Raw genomic sequence first — 19,455 nt, 5'->3', positions numbered from 1 at the left:
CGTAATACATTTGTTTTCACTATGAGTCGCGTGACCCGCGCGGATTCCGCACCCATTCTTGAAGAATGGATCTGATCGCACGAACTGACTTCACCCACAACCCAATTCGTCGTAACAGTTGGCTGTTCGCCGGTGCCGTCGCGGTGTCCTCGGCGCTCGCATTGAGCGGCTCCCCCATCGCCGCGGCGACCAGTGGCGAATCGGGAGCCGTGACCGGTGCGGGCTTCGGACCGACGCTCGGTGTCGGCGACGCATCAAGCTACACCGGCGGCTCGACGTCTACCCACCTGTGCCACCAGAACTGCACAGTAGCGACCCTCGGAGTGGGCGGGCCGTCCAGCTACACCGGTGGCGCCACCGTCAACCACCCGGGTGGTACGGCGACCCACGGCGTCGGAGACGTCAACAGCTACACGGGGCAGGGCACGTCCGGTGCCCCGCGCAACGGCACCAACGCGACGACCCGAACGGGCAACTACGGTCCCGGCCACGCGCCGTCTGATTGATCGGGATCTCACGCCACCGGCTCGTTCACCCTCGACTCGGCATTACACTGGCGTAGCCTCGCTCTTTTACCATAAGTTCGCATCTGGTCAACCAACGAGAGGGTGCTCAAAGATGAACAAACGGCGAATTATCTGGCTTGGCGAGGTAACGGCCGTGTCGGCGGCGCTCTCACTAGGCGGATTCCCTATCGCGACGGCCTCGGCCGAGGGCGAATCGGGAGCGGTGCCGGGTGCCGGCTTCGGGCCAACCCTCGGTGTCGGCCATTCGTCGAGCTACACCGGCAGCTCGACGTCCAATAATCTGTGCGGCGGACCACTACCCCATACCGGCGGCTTCATCACCCAGAACTGTGCGGGCGCCTCGATCGGGGTTGGCGACGCGTCCAGCTACACCGGCGCCGGCACGACGAACAGCCCGGGCGGTACGGCCAGCCTCGGCGTCGGCGACGTCAACAGCTACACCGGCGGTGGCAGCCCCGGAATCGCGGACAACGGGACCAACTCGACCACCAGGACCGTGAACTACGGCCCCGGGCACTGACCTACTGGCGGCCGCGCACCAGCTCGAGCACGTCGGGGCCGAACTGCTCGAGCTTGCGCGCGCCGATGCCGGGGATCGCCACCAACGCCGCTTCGTCGGCGGGTAACGACTCGGCGATCGCAATCAGCGTGTTATCGGTGAAGACCACGTAGGCAGGGACTTTCAGCTCCTTTGCGGTACGCAGCCGCCAGTCCTTGAGCTGGGACAGCAGTTCGTCATCGATGTCGACCGAGCAGGTTTCACAGCGGCGCAACATAATTGACGGCGCGGTGCTGAGCACCGCATTGCACACCCGGCAACGCGGGGTGGCGCCCTTCTGCCTGCGCGGCTTGTTCGGCGACGGCTCGGCTTGCGTCTGGGGCGCGATGCCATTGAGGAACCGGGACGGACGTCGCCCCTGCCGACCGCCCGGCGTGCGGGCGAGCGCCCAGCTGAGTTCCAAATGTATTCGGGCCCGGGTTATCCCGACATAGAGCAGGCGCCGCTCTTCCTCCACCGCCTCGCTGTCGGGACCGTGGGCCAGCGCATGCGAGATCGGCAGTGTGCCGTCAGCCACGCCGACCAGGTACACCGCGTCCCACTCCAAGCCCTTGGCCGCATGCAGTGACGCCAGCGTCACGCCCTGTACTACCGGTGGGTGGCGGGCGTCGGCGCGCATCCGCAATTCGGCCATCAGCGCCGGGAATTCGAGCTGCGGGCGGGCGGCGACCTCGTCATCGACCAGCTCGGCGAGCGCGGTCAACGCCTCCCAGCGCTCCCTGGCCTTGGTGCCAGCCGGCGGTTCGGCGGTCAGGCCGAGCGGTTCGAGGACCGCCCGGACGATCTCCGACAACTCACCTTCGGCACCGCGTTCCGCGGCGCGTTGTAACGCGACCAGCGACTGGCGGATCTCCTGGCGACTGAAGAAGCCCTCCCCGCCGCGTACCTGGAACGGGATACCGGCCTCGGTCAGCGCCTCTTCGTACGCCTCTGACTGGGCGTTGATCCGGTAGAGCACCGCGATTTCGGCTGCGGGCGTTCCGGATTCGACGAGACGCTTGATCGAGCGCGCGACCGACGCCGCCTCGGCGACCTCGTCGGGGTGTTCGTGAAAGGTCGGCGACGGTCCGGGCTCACGCTGACCGATCAGGTGCAGCTTGCTCCCGGCGACCCGGCCGCGCGCGGCCGCGATCACCCGGTTGGCCAGCGACACCACTTGCGGTGTGGAGCGGTAGTCGCGCTCCAGCCGAACCACCGTCGCCTCGGGGAACTTGCGGGAGAAGTCGAGCAGGAAGCGCGGCGAGGCGCCGGTGAACGAATAGATGGTCTGGTTGGCGTCACCGACGACGGTCAAATCGTCGCGGTTGCCCAGCCACGCGTCGAGCACCCGCTGCTGCAACGGGGTGACGTCCTGATACTCGTCGACGACGAAACAGCGGTACCGGTCCCGGAATTCGGCGGCCACCGCCGCATCGTTCTCGATCGCCCCGGCAGTGTGCAGCAGCAGGTCGTCGAAATCGAGCAGCGCTATCCCGTCGCGGTTGGCCTTGAGCTTCTCGTAAGCGGCGTACACCGTCGAGACTTTCTCGGCGTCCAACGGAATGTCACGCTGGACTTTGGCCACCGCTGCGGCGTACCCCTCGGGGCTGATCAATGAGGCCTTGGCCCATTCGATTTCGCCGGCGAGGTCGCGGACGTCGTCGGTGCTGACCTGCAACCGGCTGCGGCTGGCGGCCTGCGCGACGACGGCGAACTTGGTGTCCAGCAGCTGCCAGCCGGTGTCGCCGACCACCCGGGGCCAGAAGTACTGCAGCTGACGGCGGGCCGCGGCATGGAACGTCAGTGCCTGGACCGAGCCGACCAGGGCACCGGAATCACCGGCGGCATCCATGGCCCGCAGCCGGGCGCGCATCTCGCCCGCGGCGCGGGAGGTGAACGTGACGGCCAGTACCTGACCGGCGGCGACGTGACCGTTGGCCACCAACTGCGCGATGCGGTGGGTGATGGTGCGCGTCTTACCGGTGCCGGCACCGGCGAGCACACATACCGGCCCGCGAGCGGCCAGCACGGCTTCGCGCTGTTCGTCGTCGAGGCCGGTCACATCATCGACGGTCACCGGCATGGGCTCCATCTTGGCAGGGGGTGACGACATTTCGCGCTGCGCGCCGCGCCGGTTGCGGGCATGTGTTCGGCCTCGGATAGGTTGTTGGACTTATGAGTGCCAGTGATCCCCAGCTCACGATGTACAGCACCGTCTGGTGTGGTTACTGCAAGCGACTGAAGACCGCGCTGAAATCGGCGGGCATCTCCTTCACCGAAGTCGACATCGAGCACGACCCGGCGGCGGCCAAGTTCGTGATGTCAGTGAACAACGGCAACCAGACCGTCCCGACGGTGAAGTTCGCCGACGGCAGCGCGCTGACCAACCCCAGCCTCAAAGACGTCCAGGCCAAGCTCGCGTCGTAGTCAATATCCGGCGGGCAGGAGCGAAGCCACCCGGGGATCAATCCTGGGCGGCCCAGGACTCGATGATCTCGCGGGCGATCGAGATCGATCCCGGCAGCAGCAGCCTCGACGAGGATTCGCTGTTCCAGTCGCCATGGTCGAGCGCCTCACGAACTTCGGCCCGGGTGAACCACGCCGCCTCGGCGATCTCACCGTCGTGAAAGACGAACTCCTGCTCGGGGTCACCGATGGCATGGAACCCCACCATCAGTGATCGCGGGAACGGCCACGGCTGACTGCCCAGGTATTCGACGTCGGTGACCGCCAGGCCCACCTCCTCGGCGACCTCACGCACCACGCACGTCTCGAACGACTCGCCGGCCTCGACGAACCCGGCGAGCAACGAGAACAGCCGCTGCGGCCACGCGGTCTGGCGAGCCAGCACCGCCCGGTCGTGGCCGTCGTGAATCAACACGATGATGGCCGGATCGATCCGGGGGAACTCCTCGTGGCCGGTGAGCGGATTGACCCGCGACCAGCCGGCCTTGATCGCCTTCGTCGGGGAGCCGTCGACCGCGCTGTACCGGGCGTGGTCATGCCAATTCAGCAGCGCCAGGGCCGAGGCCACCAACTGTGCGCTGACATCGTCGAACACCTGCCCGCCGCGGCGCAGATCCGACACCTCGGCTGCGCCGTCGTCGGGAGCCTCCAGCGCGCCGCGGACCGCCCAGACGTGACGGTCGTCTTGCAGGCGGCCCAGGAACACCGCGTCGGCCGGAGGCTTGTCCCCCAGCTTGGCCGCCGAACCCAGCAGCACCCGGCCGTCGGCGATCATCACCTGGTTGCGGTGATCGACCCGCAGCACGGCGGCATCGGCCCAGCCGGCGATCGCGGCGTCGATATCGGTGCGCAGATGGTCAGCACGGTCGGCACCCACGCGGGAGAGCAGCGGAATGTTGCGCAGTCGAAAAGTCACCGCGCTCAGTCTCCGGTGCTGCGGACGTAGAGCAGCCGGTCGGTGGTTTCCAATGCGTCGACAGTGGGGTCATCGACACGCAGCAGTTTCCCGTCGCGCATCACGCCCAGCACGATGTCGGGCAGATGCCGCGGTGAGCCGCCGACCTCTTTGTGCTCGACCTCTCGCTCGGCGATCGCGAAACCGGCGTCCGGCGTCAACAGGTCTTCGATCATCTCCACCACGCTCGGGGCGCTGGTGGCGATGCCGAGCAGACGGCCCGCGGTCTCCGATGACACCACCACCGAGTCGGCGCCGGACTGGCGCAGCAGGTGCTGGTTCTCGGCTTCCCGCACCGACGCGATGATCTTGGCCTTCGGGGCCAACTCCCGGGCGGTCAGGGTCACCAGCACCGCAGTCGGGTCGCTGTTGGTCGCCACGATGATCGAATTGGCATGCTGGGCGCCGGCCAGTCGCAGCACGTCGGACTTGTTGGCGTCACCGCGCACGGTGACCAGTCCGGCCGCGTTGGCGCGGTCCAGTGAAGGTTGGTCGGTGTCGACGACGACGATATCGGCGGGGGCGGCACCGTCACCGATCATCGCGGCCACCGCCGTCCTGCCCTTCGTCCCGTAACCGATGACGACGGTGTGGTTGCGCACGCTGTTCCTCCAACGCTGAATCTTGAGAGCCTGCCGCGACGCCGTGGTCAGGGTTTCGACGGTGGTACCGACCAACACGATCAGGAACGCCACCCGAAGCGGGGTGATGACCAGAACGTTCACCAGGCGCGCCTGCTCGGTGAAGGGGGTGATGTCGCCGTAGCCGGTGGTCGACAGCGACACCGTGGCGTAGTACAGGCAGTCCAGGAAGGTCATCGAATCGCCGCGGACGTCGCGATAGCCGTCACGGTCGAGGTAGACGATGATCACCGCGGCGAACAGCGCCGTCAGGGCGTAGAGCAGCCGACGGGCGATGCGACGACCCGGGCTGACGAACTTGTCCGGGATGTGGAGGTAATCAACGAGCGCACTGTCCGGCTTGGCTGCCAGGTTCTCGTCGATCGCCTCGAGCCTGCGCCGCAACCTACCCTTGGCCACGCGACTCCGTCATCGTGCCCGACCCTCTCGCCCCGAATTTTTCGGCCTCAGCGCCACCACTCCAGCATTATGTACCTATGCCGACGACGACCACCGAACTCGAACCCCAACGCAGCCCAAGCCAGCTGCCCGCCTACCGGACTGCCGCGATGCTCATCGGCATCGGCGTCGGGCACTTCGCCGCCCCCAAACCGTTCGATGACATCGTGCCCGCCGAACTGCCCGGCAATGCCCGGTTCTACACCTACGCCTCCGGAGTCGCCGAGGTCGGCATCGGGACCATGCTGCTGGTGCCGCGGACCCGCCGCGCAGGCGCGCTGGCAGCAATCCTGCTCTACCTGGCGGTGTTCCCGGCCAATGTGAACATGTGCCGCCTGTGGTGGAGCAAGCCGTTGCCGATGAAGCTGGTCTCTCTCGCCCGGCTGCCGTTGCAGCTGCCGATGATCACCCAGGCCATCAAGATCAGGCGTAACGCTCCGCGCTACTAGAGCGAGCCAGCAGCGCCACCAATTCGTCTGGGCCGGGCAGGTTTTCCGGCCGCACGGTGACGCCCGCGCGCACATAGTGGAACGCCGCGCGCACCGTCTCCTGCGGGCAACCCCGCAATGCGGCCCACGCCATCCGGTACACCGCGAGCTGGACGGCGGCGTGCCGTTGCGCGTCATCGTCTTTCGGAGGCTCGCCGGTCTTCCAGTCGACGACGGTCATGCCGCCGTCGGCGTCGGCGAATACCGCGTCGATGCGGCCGCGTACGACGGTCTCGCCGATCGCCATCTCGAACGGCACCTCGACATCCACCGGGGTGCGCGCCGCCCATGCCGACGACGTGAAAGCGTCTTGCAGGGCGGCGAGTTCCTCGGTGTCGCCGGCCACGCCGTCGACGGCGCCGGGCAAGTCGTCGAGGTCGAACAGCCGCTCGGCACCGTAGAACCGCTGCACCCACTCGTGGAAGGCGGTGCCCAGGATCGCGTGCGGGTCCGGGCGCGACGGCAGTCTTCTGGACAGCCGGCGCAGCGCCGTCGGATCGCGGTCCAGCTCGACGAGGGCGCTGACCGACAGTTGGCCGGGCAGTTCGGCCGGCGGCGGCGCGGCGATGCGGGACCGCTCGGCCAGCAGCGCATCGACGTCGGCGGCCCAGCCCTCAGGGTCCTCGCCGGTGTCGGCGACCGCGCCGGCCATGGCCGCTCGTACCAGTGCGGCTCCTTCTTCGACGTCGGCGCGCGCCCGGCCGAGCGGGTCGGCAGGCCAGATCGCCTCGCGGACGCTGTCTCGCAACGGGTTTCGATCACCCTCGGCCGGCGGCGGGGCCCACTGTTCCACCTCGCCGCACGGTTGGCCCGCCGCGGCCGCGTCATCGATGATGTCTTTGATCTCGCGCAGGAAGTCCGAGGGCCCGCGCGGCTTGCTTTCGCTGGCACCCCAGTGATGACCCGAGAGCAGCAGGGTGTCCTCGGCCCGGGTGATCGCCACATAGAGCAGCCTGCGCTCCTCGTCGAGGCGGCGCTGTTCGAGCTGATCGCGGTGCGCCATGATGGTGTCGGACAACGCTTTTCGGTCGTTGACTCCTCCGGTTTCCAGAACCGGTACCCCATGCAGGCCGGCGGCCGCCCGGTCACCGCGCAACAGCGGCGGCAGCTCGGACGGATCGGTGAGCCAGGTGCGCTTGGAGGCGGTGGACGGAAAGACCCGTGCGGACAGGTGCGGGACGGCCACCACTTGCCACTCCAGCCCTTTGGCGGCGTGAACGGTCAGCACCTGGACCCGGTCGGTGGCCACACTGACTTCGGCGGGGGCCAGCCCGTTCTCCACCACCTCGGCTGCGTCAAGGTAGGCCAACAGGCCCACCGCGCACGCATGTGGCCGCCCCGCGTAAGTGGCGACAACGTCGGCAAACCGGTCCAGGTGCTCGGCACCGGCCCATCCGGCGGCGACCGGGCGGGCCGCGCGCACCTCCACGTCGACACCGAGGGTACGTCGTACTTCGCCGACGAGTTCGGTCACCGGATGCCCTAAAAGCGTTCTCAGTCTTGCTAATTCGCTTGCCAAGTCGGTGATGCGCTGATAGCCGTCGACCGAATATGCCGCGGCCGACCCCGGATCGGCAAGCGCGTCAGCCAGGCTCGCGGTGTCGGCGTCGGGTGCCGCCGCCGCGATGATCTCCTCGGCGGTGGCGGTCGACGGCCGCGCTCCGTCGAGTACGACCGCCCGTCGCCACAGCGCGGCAAGGTCGGCCGCCCCCAGCTGCCAGCGCGGTCCGGTCAGCACCCGCATCGCCGCCGCGCCGGCGGCCGGATCGGCGACCAGGCGCACCATCGCCACCACATCGGCGACCTCGGGGATGGACAGCAGCCCGGCCAGACCAACCACTTCCACCGCAATACCGCGCGCGGTCAACGCCTCGGCGATCGGACCGGCATCGGCGTTGCGGCGCACCAGCACCGCCGCAGTCGGCGGCTGGTCAGGTGCCGCCGCGTAGCGCTCGGCGATGTGGTCGGCGATCCACTCCCGTTCGGTGGCGACATCGGTGAGCAGTGCGGCGCACACCGTGCCCGCCTCGGCGCCGGGGCGCGCCCGTAAGGCGCGCACCGCCACCGAGCGGCGCCGGGCTTCAGCCGAGACGGCGTTGGCGATGTGCAGGGTGCTGGGCGGGTTGCGCCAGCTGGTGCGCAACTCGAGGGTCGGCGCCGGCGAGCCGTCCGGGCGCGGAAAGTCGGTGGTGAAGCGCGGCAGGTTGGTCGCCGACGCCCCGCGCCAGCCGTAGATGGACTGGATCGGGTCGCCGACCGCGGTGAGCGCCAGCCCCTCGTCGGCGCCGGCACCGAACAGCGACGACAGCGCGATCCGCTGGGCGTGCCCGGTGTCCTGGTACTCGTCGAGCAGGACGACCCGGAACCGGCCGCGCAGCTGCTCCCCCACCTGCGGGCAGGACGACGCCAGCCGCGCCGCCGCCGACATCTGCGAACCGAAGTCCATCACCTTGTCGGCACGCATCCGGGCATGCAGTGCGTCGATCAGCGGCACCAGCGCGGTGCGTTCGGTCTGGGTGGCCAGCATGCTCAGCAGCCACTGGCTGGGCCCTCGGTCACGCTGGTAGCGCCCGGCCGGCAGGTGGTGCACCAGACGTTCGAGTTCGAGGTGGGTGTCCAGCAGCTGGCTGGTGTCGACCAGGTGCTCGGCCAGATCGCCGGACAGTCGCAGCACCATCGCGGTGACGCCGGCGGGATCCTTGGTGGTGTCGAGCGGACCGGGATAACTGCTGACCACTTCGAAAGCCAGCTGCCACAACTCGGTTTCGCTCAGCAGCCGGGCATCGGGCTCCACCGGGAGCAGCGGCCCGAACTCACGCAGCAGCGTACCGGCGAACGCGTGATAGGTGCTGACCGTCGGCGCGCCCTGCTGCGCGCTGCTGCCCAGGTGGCCGGCCAGGCGGGCCAGCCGGGACCGCACCCGGCGCAGCAGCTGCCCGGCCGCTTTACGGGTGAAGGTCAGTCCGAGGACCTGCCCTGGATCGGCGTATCCATTGGCCACCAACCACACCACGCGCGCGGCCATGGTCTCGGTCTTGCCCGCACCGGCCCCGGCGATGACGACCAGCGGCCCGGGCGGGGCGGCGATGACGGCGGCCTGCTCGTCGGTCGGCGTCGGAACACCGAGGGCGTGCGCCAGTTCGGTGGGGCTGTAGGTCATGACGGCTCCGTTCGCGGCGCGGTGTGTGCGGGGCAGGCCGCGCGCATCGGGCAATGGGTGCAGCCGTCGTTGACGCGGGCAAGGAACTGCGGCCCCGCGGTCGCACCCGCGGCCTGCCGCACACCCTGTCGCAAGTCGGCTGCGCTGTCCGGTGTCAGGGCGGATTGCTCACGCTCCGTGGCGCCTGACGCACTCGGCTTGGCGACGTACACCAGTCGCCCGCCGCCGGGGCGATCGCCGTCGGCGAGCGCCCCTTCGGCGACCGCCAGCTGGTAGAGCCCGAGCTGCGCATGTCGCTGCGCGTCGTCCTTGGTCACCGGGCTCTTGCCGGTCTTGACGTCGACAATCACCAGCCGGCCCTCGGCATCGCGCTCCAACCGGTCGACCCGCCCACGGACCCGCACGCCCGGACCGTCCTCGTCCGGGGCGACGATCACGCCGTCGACATCGATCTCGGTGCCGATCTCGGTCAGCTCGTGGCGAGTGGCCGATCGCCACGCCACGAATGTCTCGAGCATGGCCCGGTGCCGGGCCAGCTCATTGTCGGCATACCAGGGCGAGTCGAATGGCAGTGTGCTCCAGAGCATTTCCAACTGCGCAAACAGCCGCTCCGCGCTGCTCGCCGAATCGGCGATCAGCGCGTGGACCACCGAGCCGAGGGTGGAGCGCAGCTCACGGCGGTCGGCGCCGCCGTGCCGTTCGGCCAGCCAACGCAATGGGCAGTCGGTCAGCGTCTGCAGAGTCGACGGGCTGAGCGTGACGGTGTGCTCGTCACCGCTCCACAGCGGCGCGCACGTGCTGACGGTCGTCATGCCGTACCACTGCGCCGGGTCGGCACCGGGGACACCGTTCGCCGCCAGTCGCGCCAATTGCTGTGCGGCCGTGACACGTTCACCGTCAGTGACCGTGCCGGCCGGGGCGCACACCACCGAACGCAAGCGGCCGACGACCGCCGCCGGTGCCAGCACCGGCGGCGCGGTGGCCGGCGCAGCGGGCGCGACGGCGTCCGCGCAGGCATACTCGGCGAGCTCGGCGACGAATGGCGACGGCAGCGCCGCGTCGTCGCCGGCGTCGCTGTCGACGGCGGTGACCAACAGCCCGCGCCGCGCGCGGCCCATCGCGGCGATGAGTAGCCTGCGCTCCTCGGCCAGCAGCGGAGCCCGCGCCGACACGTCGTCACCCAGGCCGTCGAGCACGTCAAGTAATCGCTGGGTGCCCAACACCCCACCTCGCGGTGTGGTGTTGGGCCACAAACCGTCCTGCAGACCGGCGATGATCACCAGGTCCCAATCCCGGTCCAGCGCCGCGTGCGGGCTGAGCACGGCCACCGTCTCGACAGCTAACCGGCCGTCAGCGTTGACTGGTGGAAGCTGCAGGCCGCCAACATGATCGAGCAGACCGGACAGTGACGCACCGGTGGTGCGAGAGACGTAGTCGTCAGCGATACCGAACAGCGCGGTGACAGCTTCCAAGTTGCGGTCGGCCAGTGCCCCCTCGGTGCCGCCGCGCTCGGCTGACGACAGCCAGCGCCGCTGTAATCCACTGCGCTCCCAGGCCTGCCACAGGGTGTAGCGGGGGTCGCGGTGCCGGCGGTGCCCCCGGCCGGCCGCCGTCAGCACCGCGCGCACCCGGTTGACCGGGCGGGCCAGCGTCGCAGGCAGGTCGACCGGACCGGTGGTGAGCGCCGCGACGAGCTGGTCGCCGAAATCACCGGAGGAGTTGCGGCGCAGCGCCCGACGCAGTTGGCGCAGGGTCACCGGGTCGACCCGGCCGATCGGCCCGGTCAGCAAGGACACCGCCTGCTCACGGTCGAGGCCGTCGGCGGTCGCGGCCAGCACCAGCAGCAGCGCCTGGGCGGCGGGCTGGTCGGCGACCGGTCCGGCCAGCTGCGCCGCGGCGACCGGGACACCGGCACCGGCGAGCGCCCTGGGCAGCGCCGCGGCGGCCGAGGGCGAGCGGACGATGACCGCCAGCTGCGACCACGGCACCCCATCGACCAGGTGTGCGCGGCGCAGCGTGTCGGCGATCAGCGCCGCCTCGGCGTGCGCCGAGGCGGCCACCCGAACGCGCACCGATCCGGTGTCGTCGGCGTTGCCCGCCAGCCGGCGCCACGCACTGTTGCCGGGCAACCCGGCGGCGATCCCGCTGATCGCGTTGGCCACCTGGGGCGCACACCGGTACGAGCGGCTCAACTCGACCACCGGGGTGTCGGCGGCGGTCAGCACTGCCGGGTCGGCGCCGCGGAAGCCGAAGACTGCCTGATTGGGGTCACCGGCCAGCAGAGTCAGTTCGGCACCAGCAGCCAGCACCCGGACCAGTCGCGCGGCCTGCGGATCGAGGTGTTGAGCGTCGTCGACGAGCAGCAGGCGGATCCGGGACCGTTCGGCAGCCAGCAGCTCGGCGTCGGAGGCCAATGCCTCCAGCGCAGCGCCGACCAGCTCGGCGGCGCCCAGCGCAGGCACGGTGGCCTGCGGCGCGGCGGTGCCGACGGCCGCGCGCAGCAACATCACCTGTTCGTATTGCTGGGCGAACCGACCGGCGGCTGCCCACTCGGACCGCCCGGACAGCCGGCCGATGCGTTGCAGCTGCAGCGGGTCCACTCCTCGTTCGGCGCAGCGGGCCAGCAGATCACGCAGTTCGGTGGCGAACCCAGCGGTGGTCAGCGCCGGCCGCAACACCTGTGGCCAGCGCGATAACGACGCATCCCCGTCCTCGAGATCGCCGGCGAGCAGTTCGCGGATGATGCCGTCCTGCTCAGCACCGGTGACCAGGCGTGGCGGCGGATCGCCCGCCCGGGCTGCGGCCTGCCGCAGCACCGCGAACGCGTAGCTGTGCACCGAGCGGACCAGCGGCTCCCGCACCACCGCGCGGCACGGCTCGGGCGAGCGCGCGGCGAGCAACTCAGCGGTGAGCTTGCTGCGGGTGGCGGCGGCCAGCCGGCCCGAACCCGTCAGCAGCAGAACCGATTCCGGGTCGGTCCCGGCGGCGATATGCGCGGCAGCGGCCGACACCAGCAGGCTGGTCTTGCCCGTACCTGGCCCGCCGACGACACGGACCGTGCCACGCAACCCCGGGCGCAGCACATCGGCCGCCTCGGTCACCTCGGTGACAAATGCAGGCGTGCTCATGCCGGCTATGCCACCACGAGCCACCGACAAGCTGTGTCCATCCCCAGGTCGCTGCGCTCCGCCCGCCGGAGAACTGGCAGCATGATGCTCGTGACCCACGCTCTTCACGTCCACCGCTTTGGCCCTGCCGAACCCACGCAAGTGCTGGCCATTCACGGCCTGACCGGCCATGGCTACCGTTGGCGCAGGCTGGCAGAACAGCACTTACCCGAAATCGCGGTGGCCGCACCCGATCTGATCGGGCATGGCCGCTCCTCCTACGCGGCGCCATGGACGATCGAAGCCAATATCGCTGCGCTGGCCACCCTGGTGGAGAACGACGCCGACGGACCGGTGCTGGTGGTCGGACACTCCTTTGGCGGCGCGATCGGGCTGAATCTGGCCGCGGCGTATCCCGATCTGGTATCCGGGCTGGTGCTGCTGGATCCCGCGATCGGCCTGGACGGACAGTGGATGCACGAGATCGCGGAATCCATGCTGGCATCGCCGGATTACGCCGACCGAGACGAGGCCCGCACCGAGAAGTTCACCGGCTCGTGGGCCGACGTCGATCCGGCCGAACTCGACGAGGATCTCGACGAGCATCTGATCGCGCTGCCAGGTGGCCGCTACGGCTGGCGGATCTGCGTGCCGGCGATGATGTCGTATTGGAGCGAGTTGACCCGCCATATCGTCCTGCCGCGCAGCGGAACTCCGACAACACTGGTCCGGGCGCTGTGGACGGATCCGCCGTACGTCAGTGAAGAACTGCTCAACGGCCTGTCGAACCGGCTCGGCACGGACTTCACCCTGGTCGACCTCGCCTGCCAGCACATGGTTGCCAACGCCAAGCCGGAGGAGACCGCCAAGGTGATCCGGGACCTGCTGGGGTCGCGCTAGACATGGCCGCGGTCACCGACGAGCAGGTCGAGCTGGTCCGCCGTCTGGTGTCGTCAATACCCGCAGGCCGCGTCGCCACCTACGGGGACATTGCCTCGGCCGCACGGCTTTCCAGCCCTCGCATCGTCGGCTGGATCATGCGCACCGATTCCTCGGACTTGCCGTGGCATCGGGTGATCACCGCGTCCGGCCGGCCGGCCGCCCACCTGGTGACGCGTCAGCTGGAGCTGCTGCGGGCCGAAGGCGTGCTGGCCGACGACGGCCGGGTGAACCTGGCGCGCGCCCGCCACGAGTTCTAGAGAACCAGCCTGATCAGCGCGGCCGTGCGGGCCAAACCGGGGAACGCGGCCGCCGTGGAACGCGGATGCAAAGCATGGACGGCGAGCCGGAACATCAAAGCGCGCAACAACATCTGCGGCCACTCCGGTAGCGCGTCCCACCGCTCGATCAAGCCGTCGTCGGCCTCGCCCCAGGCCAGTGCGTCCACGACCACCACCCCGGCAGCCCACGACGCCGGCCGCCAGTACGGGGTGATGTCGGTGATGCCAGGCGCAGCCGTCCCGGCGAACAGGACGCTGCCATACAGGTCGCCATGGACCAGTTGATTCGGACTCTTCGTCGGCTTGCGTAACCCGGCCAGTTGATTGATCAGGTCCACCGACCGCTCGCCATCGGCCGTGCCCGGTGCCACCATCGCGCCAGCCGGCAGCGAGTGCAGCGGACGCTCCTCCCAGGCAGCGCGATCGGCGGCGATGAACACATCGACATCGCTCCACGGCGCGACCGGCGCCTGGGTCAGGAACCGCGGCCGTTCCAGCTTGGCCGTGGCCTCATGCAGGCGCACCCCGGCCGAGACGACCTCGTCGTGGCGGGGCTCGGGAGTACCGGCGACGAATGTGTCTGCCCGCCAACCCGACACCACATAGCGGCCGTCAGTCGAGCGCACCGGCCGGGCCAACCGGACTCCGTCGATGAACAACGTCTCGCGGGCCTTCGCCGACCAAGCGGCCCTGGCATGGTCGGCGATCACCGACAGCACTACCTCGCCGCACTTGAAACCGCCCTCCCAGCCCGCACCGAGCGGTTCAGGATCCTGGCCTTTCAGACCGAACGTCGCCAGGACATGATCAGGCGGGCGCTCATCAGTCACCCCGTCCACCCCGACAGCCTAAGTTGTCGGGACGCAAAGTAGCCGTCAGTACATCACCATGTCGGGATCGATTTGCTTTGCCCAGGCGACGATGCCGCCCTGAAGGTGCACGGCATCGGCGAAACCGGCCTTCTTCACCACGGCCAGCGCTTCGGCCGAGCGCACCCCGGTCTTGCAGTAGAGCACCGGGACGCGGTCCTGTGGCAACTTGCTCAGGCCTTCCCCGGACTCGATCACCGATTTCGGGATGAGCTCGGCACCGGTGATGTGGTTGATTTCCCACTCCACCGGCTCCCGCACGTCGATCAGTGCCAGCTTCTTGCCGGAATCAAGCAGCTCACGCAGCTCCCGCGGGGTGACGGTCGAATCCTGCGCGGCGTCGGCCGCCGCTTCGGACACCACGCCGCAGAACGACTCGTAGTCGATCAGCTCAGTGATCTTCGGCGTCTCGGGATCTTTGCGGATCCGGATCGTGCGATAGGTCATGTCCAGCGCGTCGTAGACCATCAACCGGCCCAGCAGGGTGTCCCCGATTCCAGTGATCAGCTTGATTGCCTCGGTGCCCATGATCGACGCGATCGACGCGCACAGGATGCCCAGCACGCCGCCTTCGGCGCAGGACGGGACCATGCCGGGCGGGGGCGGCTCCGGGTATAGATCGCGATAATTCAGGCCCAAGCCGTCAGGAGCGTCCTCCCAGAACACCGAGGCTTGCCCTTCGAAGCGGTAGATCGAACCCCACACATACGGCTTGTGCGCCAACACCGCGGCGTCGTTGACCAGGTAGCGGGTGGCGAAGTTGTCGGTGCCGTCCAGGATGAGGTCGTACTGCTCGAACAGCTGCACCGCATTGTCGGGCTCCAGCCGCATCTCATGCAGGTTCACCGCGATCAGCGGGTTGACCTCGAGGACGGAGTCACGAGCGCTCTCGGCCTTGGACCGGCCGATATCGGATTGGCCGTGGATGATCTGGCGCTGCAGGTTGGACTCGTCGACCACGTCGAACTCGACGATGCCGATCGTGCCGACACCGGCGGCGGCCAGGTACAGCAGCGTGGGCGAACCCAGTCCGCCTGCGCCGATCACCAGCACCTTGGCATTCTTCAAGCGCTTCTGCCCGTCCACACCCAGGTCCGGAATGATCAGATGGCGGCTGTAGCGTGCGACCTCTTCACGGGTGAGCTCGGCGGCTGGCTCGACCAGCGGCGGCAACGACGACACCGGCTACTCCTCGGATTGGCTCGTTCTGACACTGGCCCGACGGACGTTCACCATCCATCTCAGCAGGTGGTCAGGTCAACGGCAAACAACCGCGAAAGCTTCCCGCGCTTAGGCGATCGGATACGGCCACGGGTTGAACCGGCACGTCTTGCCGTCGGCCTTGACGTACTCCGGGTCGAATTTGGAGGCGTCGTTGTCGGCGGTGGAGAACGTCTGCTGCATCATCACCGGCGCCAGGCCACCGTTCTCATCGCACGGTTCGTGATGCTGGTAGCCGATGGCGTGGCCCACCTCGTGATTGACCAGGTATTGCCGGTAGGAGCCGATATCCCCCTGGAAGGGCACCGCACCGCGCACCCAGCGGGACTCGTTGATGAACACCCTCGGCTGAGCGTCGGGCCCGTAGGCCGGGTTGTAGCAGGAGGATTCCAGCGGAATCTCGTAGCCGCAGCCCTCACGCACCGTCATCGGCGACGTCAGCGACACCCGGAAATCCGGCTTGACGCCCTCGCTGCTGGCATCGACCCGCTCGAAGGCGAACTGCGGATTGTGGATCCAGCTCTTGGGATTACTCAGCGTCTCGCTGACCATCCGCGCGAATCCTTCGTCACCGCCGAACGACCCAGTATCGACGCCATCCTCGATCTCCACGGTGTAGGTGAAGGTCTTCGCGGTGCCCTCACCGACCTTCGGCGTGGTGCCCGGCACGATGTGCCACGTCTTGTCGCCCGCTTCGGTGAACACCCCGCCCTCGGGCAAAATCCCAGTCGGCAAGTTGGCGTCGAACTCGGTCAGCCCACGGGGCGGCGCGCCGATGATTGCGGTGCCACTCGACCCGATCGTCGGCGGCCCTTCGACCCCTCCGTGGGCGGTGGGCTCGGTGGCCGGCGCCGCGGTTCCGGTGATGGTCTGATACAGCACCATTCCGGTCAGCACGATAAGCACCGGCAGCGCATACGCGCGCCAGCCGTAGGTCGAAATAAATCGGCCCAACCAGCTCTGTTTACGCCATTGACGACGCTGATCCCGGTTGGATCTGACCCGGCCCTGCTCCCCCGCCAACGGGTCCCGCAGCGCGCGCAGCGGCTCACGCCACTCGTTGCGCAGGACGGGCACACGACCGCCGCCGCGGTGCCCCGGGTCGTAGGTCACCGACCCAGGATGGCACAACAGCCGAACACGGGACTCCCGGCGCGCCCGTACCATCGCCCGTGCGCGTACGGGCGAGTAACCAGGCCCGGGTAGTAATGTCAGTTCAACGAGGCTGCGAGCGCGGGGCACTGCCGCCCAGCCAGACACAGATTGAGGATTCGATGAGCGAACTCGCCAACACGGCCGAGCGGAAGCCCGCTCGACCGGCCAGTGGCGACCGTCCCGCTACCACCCCCCGGCGGGGCAGTCGCCTGCCGCGTGATGAGCGACGGGGCCAGTTGCTGGCGGCAGCCAGCGAAATCTTCGTCGATCGCGGTTATCACGCCGCCGGCATGGACGAGATCGCCGATCGCGCCGGTGTGAGCAAACCCGTTCTGTACCAACACTTCTCGAGCAAGCTCGAGCTGTATCTGGCCGTCTTGAATCGCCACGTCGAGAATCTGGTGTCCGGCGTGCGACAGGCGCTGCGGACAACCACCGACAACCGGCAGCGACTGCGCGCCGCGGTACAGGCTTTCTTCGATTTCATCGAGCACGACGGTCAGGGCTACCGGCTGATCTTCGAGAACGACTACATCACCGAACCGCAGGTCGCTGTTCAGGTGAAAGTGGCCACCGAATCGTGCACCGACGCGGTGTTCGACCTGATCAGCCGGGATTCCGGGCTCGATCCGCACCGTGCCCGCATGATCGCCGTCGGGCTGGTGGCCATCAGCGTCGACAGCGCGCGGTACTGGCTGAACGCCGACCGGCCGGTCACCAAAGAGGCCGCGGTCGACGGGACGGTGCAGTTCGCCTGGGGCGGACTGTCACACGTCCCGCTGACTCGCGGCTGAGGCTCAGGCGCCCGCTGGTCCTGCGGCGATCCCGAAGCCGACCCTGCGCACGTCCGCGACACCGATCTCCACGTAGGTGATCTTGGCGGTCTGCACCAGGAATCGGCGTCCCTTGTCGTCGGTCAGGCTCAGCACGTCCGGACCACCCTTCGAGAACGCGGAAGTCACCAGCTCCTCGACCTCTGCAGGCGTCTGGGTGCTTTGGAACACGAGTTCACGCGGGCTGTCCGTGACGCCGATCTTGACCTCCACACTGGCCCCTTCCCTCTCATCTGCGTCGCGGTGCGCGACTACCCCAGAAGGCTAGTGGACGCCCGAGTGCGCGGTTGAGGGCAGCCGTTCGCGGTGCGCGAATAGGGCGTCAAGCTGGGATAACAGCATGGCAACGGACAGGCGCGGCGCGCCGGAATGAGGCGTGCGCGTCCGTAACCTTGCCTCGTGAGCGACAAGAAGCGTCGACAGCGGCTGGTCCAGTGGCCCCGGGTGGCACTGACCACTGCGGGCGTGCTGGTGGCCGCATCGGCGACGACGTTGGTCGTACGGACCGGCGACGCCGCCACCACCACACCGGAATTCGGTGGCGCCACCCCGACCCGGACCGTGGTGGCCATCCCCGGACCCCGGACCTCCACTCCGGCGCCCGCGCCGGTCACTGTCACCGTCCCGGGTCTGCCGGTGGAGACGCCGGTGATGGTGCCCCCGCCGAGCGCCCCGGCGGCCGCACCGATGGCGCAGCCGCTGGTCGATCCCCGCCAGATCGTCTACACCGTCGCGGGTAACCAGCGACCCGACGATCCGGTGACCATCACCTACGCCGACGAGACGGGGGCATTGCGCACCTCTGAAAACGTCTCACTGCCCTGGCGGATGACCGTCATTCCGACCGTGCCGGTCAACTACGTCACGGCCAGCAGCAACGGAAGTCAGCTGAACTGCTGGATCACCGATGCCCGCGGGGCCACCGTGGCCGCCCAGACCGACAACACGATCGCCGCGACCTGCAACCGCTAAGCCAGGCCGAGCTGGTGCATCCGGTCGTCGTGCGTGCGCTGTAGCCGGTCGAAGAAATCGGCCACCTGCCCCAGCCCGCCCGGCCCCGCCAACACCAGGTCGACGAGTTCGTCGTGGTCGGCGAGCACGTATTGAGCCTGGGTGATCGCCTCACCGAGCAGCCGGCGTGACCACAACGCCAGCCGGCTGCGCTGCCGTCCGCTGGTGGTCACCGCGTCGCGAACCTCGGCGACCACGAACTGCGAATGCCCGGTCTCTGACAGCACCCCGCGCACCACCGCGGCCACCTCATCGGGCAGCACGTCGGCGATCTCGAGGTAGAAATCGGCCGCCAGCGCATCACCGACATACGTCTTGACCAGGGCCTCCAGCCAGGTGCTCGGCGTGGTCAGCCGGTGATAGTTCTCCAGCGCCGAGGCGTACCGCGACATCGCCGGGACGACGTCGACGCCCCGCGCCTGCAACGCATCGCGCAGCATGTCGTAGTGGGCCATCTCGGCGGCGGCCATGCTGGCCATGTTGATCCGGCCCCGCAGGTCCGGTGCCATCCGCGCCTCGTCGGTCAGCCGATAGAACGCCGCGACCTCGCCGTAGGCCAGCAGCGCGAACAACTCGTTCACACCGGGATGGTCGGCGGAGATGCTCGCCGCTGACTCGGCGGCCGGTTGCGGGGCTGTCATGGCCGTCACTGTAGTCGCGGGTGGGGCGGCGATCAGTCCCAGCAACCGCGACCAGCTATGATGGGGTCTGACAAGCGCCGTGAGGCGCGGTCAAGGAAATGTGCGTGCATGCAGTGGGCCCGCCTCCCTCAGTGCAGGGCCCGGCGAATCGGCATCGAAACTCTTGAAGCCGGCTCCATTCCGAC

The 19,455-nt window shown here is 68.7% G+C and carries 18 protein-coding genes; 8 read left to right on the top strand and 10 right to left on the bottom strand.

Translation table 11 applies throughout. The annotated features are described in order from the left end of the window. Window positions 1-65 precede the first annotated feature (65 nt). Together G6N38_RS18585 and G6N38_RS18580 are read left to right on the top strand one after the other, a co-directional pair. Complete coding sequence (locus tag G6N38_RS18585; RefSeq protein WP_163749549.1) at window positions 66-506, top strand: hypothetical protein; 441 nt, start codon at window positions 66-68, stop codon at window positions 504-506. A 112-nt stretch (window positions 507-618) separates the two neighbouring features. Beyond that, a complete protein-coding gene (locus G6N38_RS18580) occupies window positions 619-1,047 on the top strand; it encodes a hypothetical protein (RefSeq protein WP_163749548.1) in 429 nt (142 codons plus the stop codon). Window position 1,048: 1 nt separating this feature from the next. Here the strand turns inward: G6N38_RS18580 and G6N38_RS18575 are convergent, their stop codons facing one another. Next, on the bottom strand, window positions 1,049-3,157 hold the full coding sequence (locus G6N38_RS18575; RefSeq protein WP_163752102.1) for an ATP-dependent DNA helicase UvrD2: 2,109 nt from the start codon (window positions 3,155-3,157) through the stop codon (window positions 1,049-1,051). 83 nt (window positions 3,158-3,240) lie between these two features. On the opposite strand from G6N38_RS18575, the gene G6N38_RS18570 reads away from it, so the two are divergent. Continuing rightward, complete coding sequence (locus G6N38_RS18570; RefSeq protein ID WP_163749547.1) at window positions 3,241-3,492, top strand: mycoredoxin; 252 nt, start codon at window positions 3,241-3,243, stop codon at window positions 3,490-3,492. A gap of 37 nt (window positions 3,493-3,529) precedes the next feature. On the opposite strand, the gene nudC is transcribed toward G6N38_RS18570, so the two are convergent. Next, window positions 3,530-4,447: an NAD(+) diphosphatase gene (gene nudC / locus G6N38_RS18565; RefSeq protein WP_163749546.1), complete on the bottom strand. Its 918-nt coding sequence runs from the start codon at window positions 4,445-4,447 to the stop codon at window positions 3,530-3,532. Between the two features lie 5 nt (window positions 4,448-4,452). Beyond that, window positions 4,453-5,526, bottom strand: coding sequence for a potassium channel family protein (locus tag G6N38_RS18560; protein ID WP_163749545.1), 1,074 nt, complete (start codon window positions 5,524-5,526; stop codon window positions 4,453-4,455). A gap of 77 nt (window positions 5,527-5,603) precedes the next feature. Here G6N38_RS18560 and G6N38_RS18555 point away from each other — a divergent pair, with 77 nt between their 5' ends. Continuing rightward, window positions 5,604-6,014: a DoxX family protein gene (locus G6N38_RS18555; RefSeq protein WP_163749544.1), complete on the top strand. Its 411-nt coding sequence runs from the start codon at window positions 5,604-5,606 to the stop codon at window positions 6,012-6,014. Here G6N38_RS18555 and G6N38_RS18550 read toward each other — a convergent pair. Continuing rightward, the gene (locus G6N38_RS18550) at window positions 5,989-9,276 is read right to left on the bottom strand and encodes an ATP-dependent helicase (protein ID WP_407663000.1); all 3,288 of its coding nucleotides are present in this window, start codon (window positions 9,274-9,276) and stop codon (window positions 5,989-5,991) included. The two genes, G6N38_RS18555 and G6N38_RS18550, sit on opposite strands and share 26 nt — an antisense overlap. Next, window positions 9,210-12,341, bottom strand: a complete 3,132-nt coding sequence (locus G6N38_RS18545) for an ATP-dependent DNA helicase (RefSeq protein ID WP_163749542.1) — start codon at window positions 12,339-12,341, stop codon at window positions 9,210-9,212. Before G6N38_RS18545 ends, G6N38_RS18550 begins: the two co-directional genes overlap by 67 nt. Before the next feature lie 84 nt (window positions 12,342-12,425). On the opposite strand from G6N38_RS18545, the gene G6N38_RS18540 reads away from it, so the two are divergent. Continuing rightward, a complete protein-coding gene (locus tag G6N38_RS18540) occupies window positions 12,426-13,220 on the top strand; it encodes an alpha/beta hydrolase (protein WP_163752101.1) in 795 nt (264 codons plus the stop codon). 2 nt (window positions 13,221-13,222) lie between these two features. Further along, the gene (locus G6N38_RS18535; RefSeq protein ID WP_163749541.1) at window positions 13,223-13,519 is read left to right on the top strand and encodes an MGMT family protein; all 297 of its coding nucleotides are present in this window, start codon (window positions 13,223-13,225) and stop codon (window positions 13,517-13,519) included. Here the strand turns inward: G6N38_RS18535 and G6N38_RS18530 are convergent. The 3 genes from G6N38_RS18530 to G6N38_RS18520 form a co-directional block, all read right to left on the bottom strand. After that, the gene (locus G6N38_RS18530; protein ID WP_163749540.1) at window positions 13,516-14,370 is read right to left on the bottom strand and encodes a TIGR02569 family protein; all 855 of its coding nucleotides are present in this window, start codon (window positions 14,368-14,370) and stop codon (window positions 13,516-13,518) included. The two genes, G6N38_RS18535 and G6N38_RS18530, sit on opposite strands and share 4 nt — an antisense overlap. 45 nt (window positions 14,371-14,415) lie before the next feature. Continuing rightward, window positions 14,416-15,582 (bottom strand): adenylyltransferase/sulfurtransferase MoeZ, encoded by a 1,167-nt coding sequence (gene moeZ, locus G6N38_RS18525; RefSeq protein ID WP_179968578.1) that lies wholly within the window; start codon window positions 15,580-15,582, stop codon window positions 14,416-14,418. A 117-nt stretch (window positions 15,583-15,699) separates the two neighbouring features. Next, window positions 15,700-16,743 (bottom strand): DUF3152 domain-containing protein, encoded by a 1,044-nt coding sequence (locus G6N38_RS18520; RefSeq protein ID WP_163749538.1) that lies wholly within the window; start codon window positions 16,741-16,743, stop codon window positions 15,700-15,702. Window positions 16,744-16,904: 161 nt separating this feature from the next. Between G6N38_RS18520 and G6N38_RS18515 the strand changes: the two genes are divergently transcribed. Beyond that, window positions 16,905-17,579, top strand: a complete 675-nt coding sequence (locus G6N38_RS18515) for an HTH-type transcriptional activator FasR (RefSeq protein ID WP_163749537.1) — start codon at window positions 16,905-16,907, stop codon at window positions 17,577-17,579. A 3-nt stretch (window positions 17,580-17,582) separates the two neighbouring features. Here G6N38_RS18515 and G6N38_RS18510 read toward each other — a convergent pair whose 3' ends face one another. Continuing rightward, on the bottom strand, window positions 17,583-17,831 hold the full coding sequence (locus G6N38_RS18510; protein ID WP_163749536.1) for a DUF3107 domain-containing protein: 249 nt from the start codon (window positions 17,829-17,831) through the stop codon (window positions 17,583-17,585). A 186-nt stretch (window positions 17,832-18,017) separates the two neighbouring features. On the opposite strand from G6N38_RS18510, the gene G6N38_RS18505 reads away from it, so the two are divergent. Then, entirely contained in the window at window positions 18,018-18,590 is a 573-nt protein-coding gene (locus G6N38_RS18505) for an MmpS family transport accessory protein (protein WP_163749535.1), read from the top strand. On the opposite strand, the gene G6N38_RS18500 is transcribed toward G6N38_RS18505, so the two are convergent. After that, the gene (locus G6N38_RS18500) at window positions 18,587-19,270 is read right to left on the bottom strand and encodes a ferritin-like fold-containing protein (RefSeq protein ID WP_163749534.1); all 684 of its coding nucleotides are present in this window, start codon (window positions 19,268-19,270) and stop codon (window positions 18,587-18,589) included. The genes G6N38_RS18505 and G6N38_RS18500 overlap by 4 nt on opposite strands. Window positions 19,271-19,455: the final 185 nt, after the last annotated feature.

It is taken from the genome of Mycolicibacterium helvum, from assembly GCF_010731895.1.
In the GTDB taxonomy this organism is placed as follows: Bacteria; Actinomycetota; Actinomycetes; order Mycobacteriales; family Mycobacteriaceae; genus Mycobacterium; species Mycobacterium helvum.
This window is presented reverse-complemented; position numbering and strand designations above follow the sequence as displayed.

Coding starts and splice junctions, on each gene's coding strand:
- G6N38_RS18585 (WP_163749549.1), top strand. CDS start 66: ATGGATCTGATCGCACGAACTGACTTCACCCACAACCCAATTCGTCGT.
- G6N38_RS18580 (WP_163749548.1), top strand. CDS start 619: ATGAACAAACGGCGAATTATCTGGCTTGGCGAGGTAACGGCCGTGTCG.
- G6N38_RS18575 (WP_163752102.1), bottom strand. CDS start 3,157: ATGGAGCCCATGCCGGTGACCGTCGATGATGTGACCGGCCTCGACGAC.
- G6N38_RS18570 (WP_163749547.1), top strand. CDS start 3,241: ATGAGTGCCAGTGATCCCCAGCTCACGATGTACAGCACCGTCTGGTGT.
- G6N38_RS18555 (WP_163749544.1), top strand. CDS start 5,604: ATGCCGACGACGACCACCGAACTCGAACCCCAACGCAGCCCAAGCCAG.
- G6N38_RS18545 (WP_163749542.1), bottom strand. CDS start 12,341: ATGAGCACGCCTGCATTTGTCACCGAGGTGACCGAGGCGGCCGATGTG.
- G6N38_RS18540 (WP_163752101.1), top strand. CDS start 12,426: ATGCTCGTGACCCACGCTCTTCACGTCCACCGCTTTGGCCCTGCCGAA.
- G6N38_RS18535 (WP_163749541.1), top strand. CDS start 13,223: ATGGCCGCGGTCACCGACGAGCAGGTCGAGCTGGTCCGCCGTCTGGTG.
- G6N38_RS18515 (WP_163749537.1), top strand. CDS start 16,905: ATGAGCGAACTCGCCAACACGGCCGAGCGGAAGCCCGCTCGACCGGCC.
- G6N38_RS18500 (WP_163749534.1), bottom strand. CDS start 19,270: ATGACAGCCCCGCAACCGGCCGCCGAGTCAGCGGCGAGCATCTCCGCC.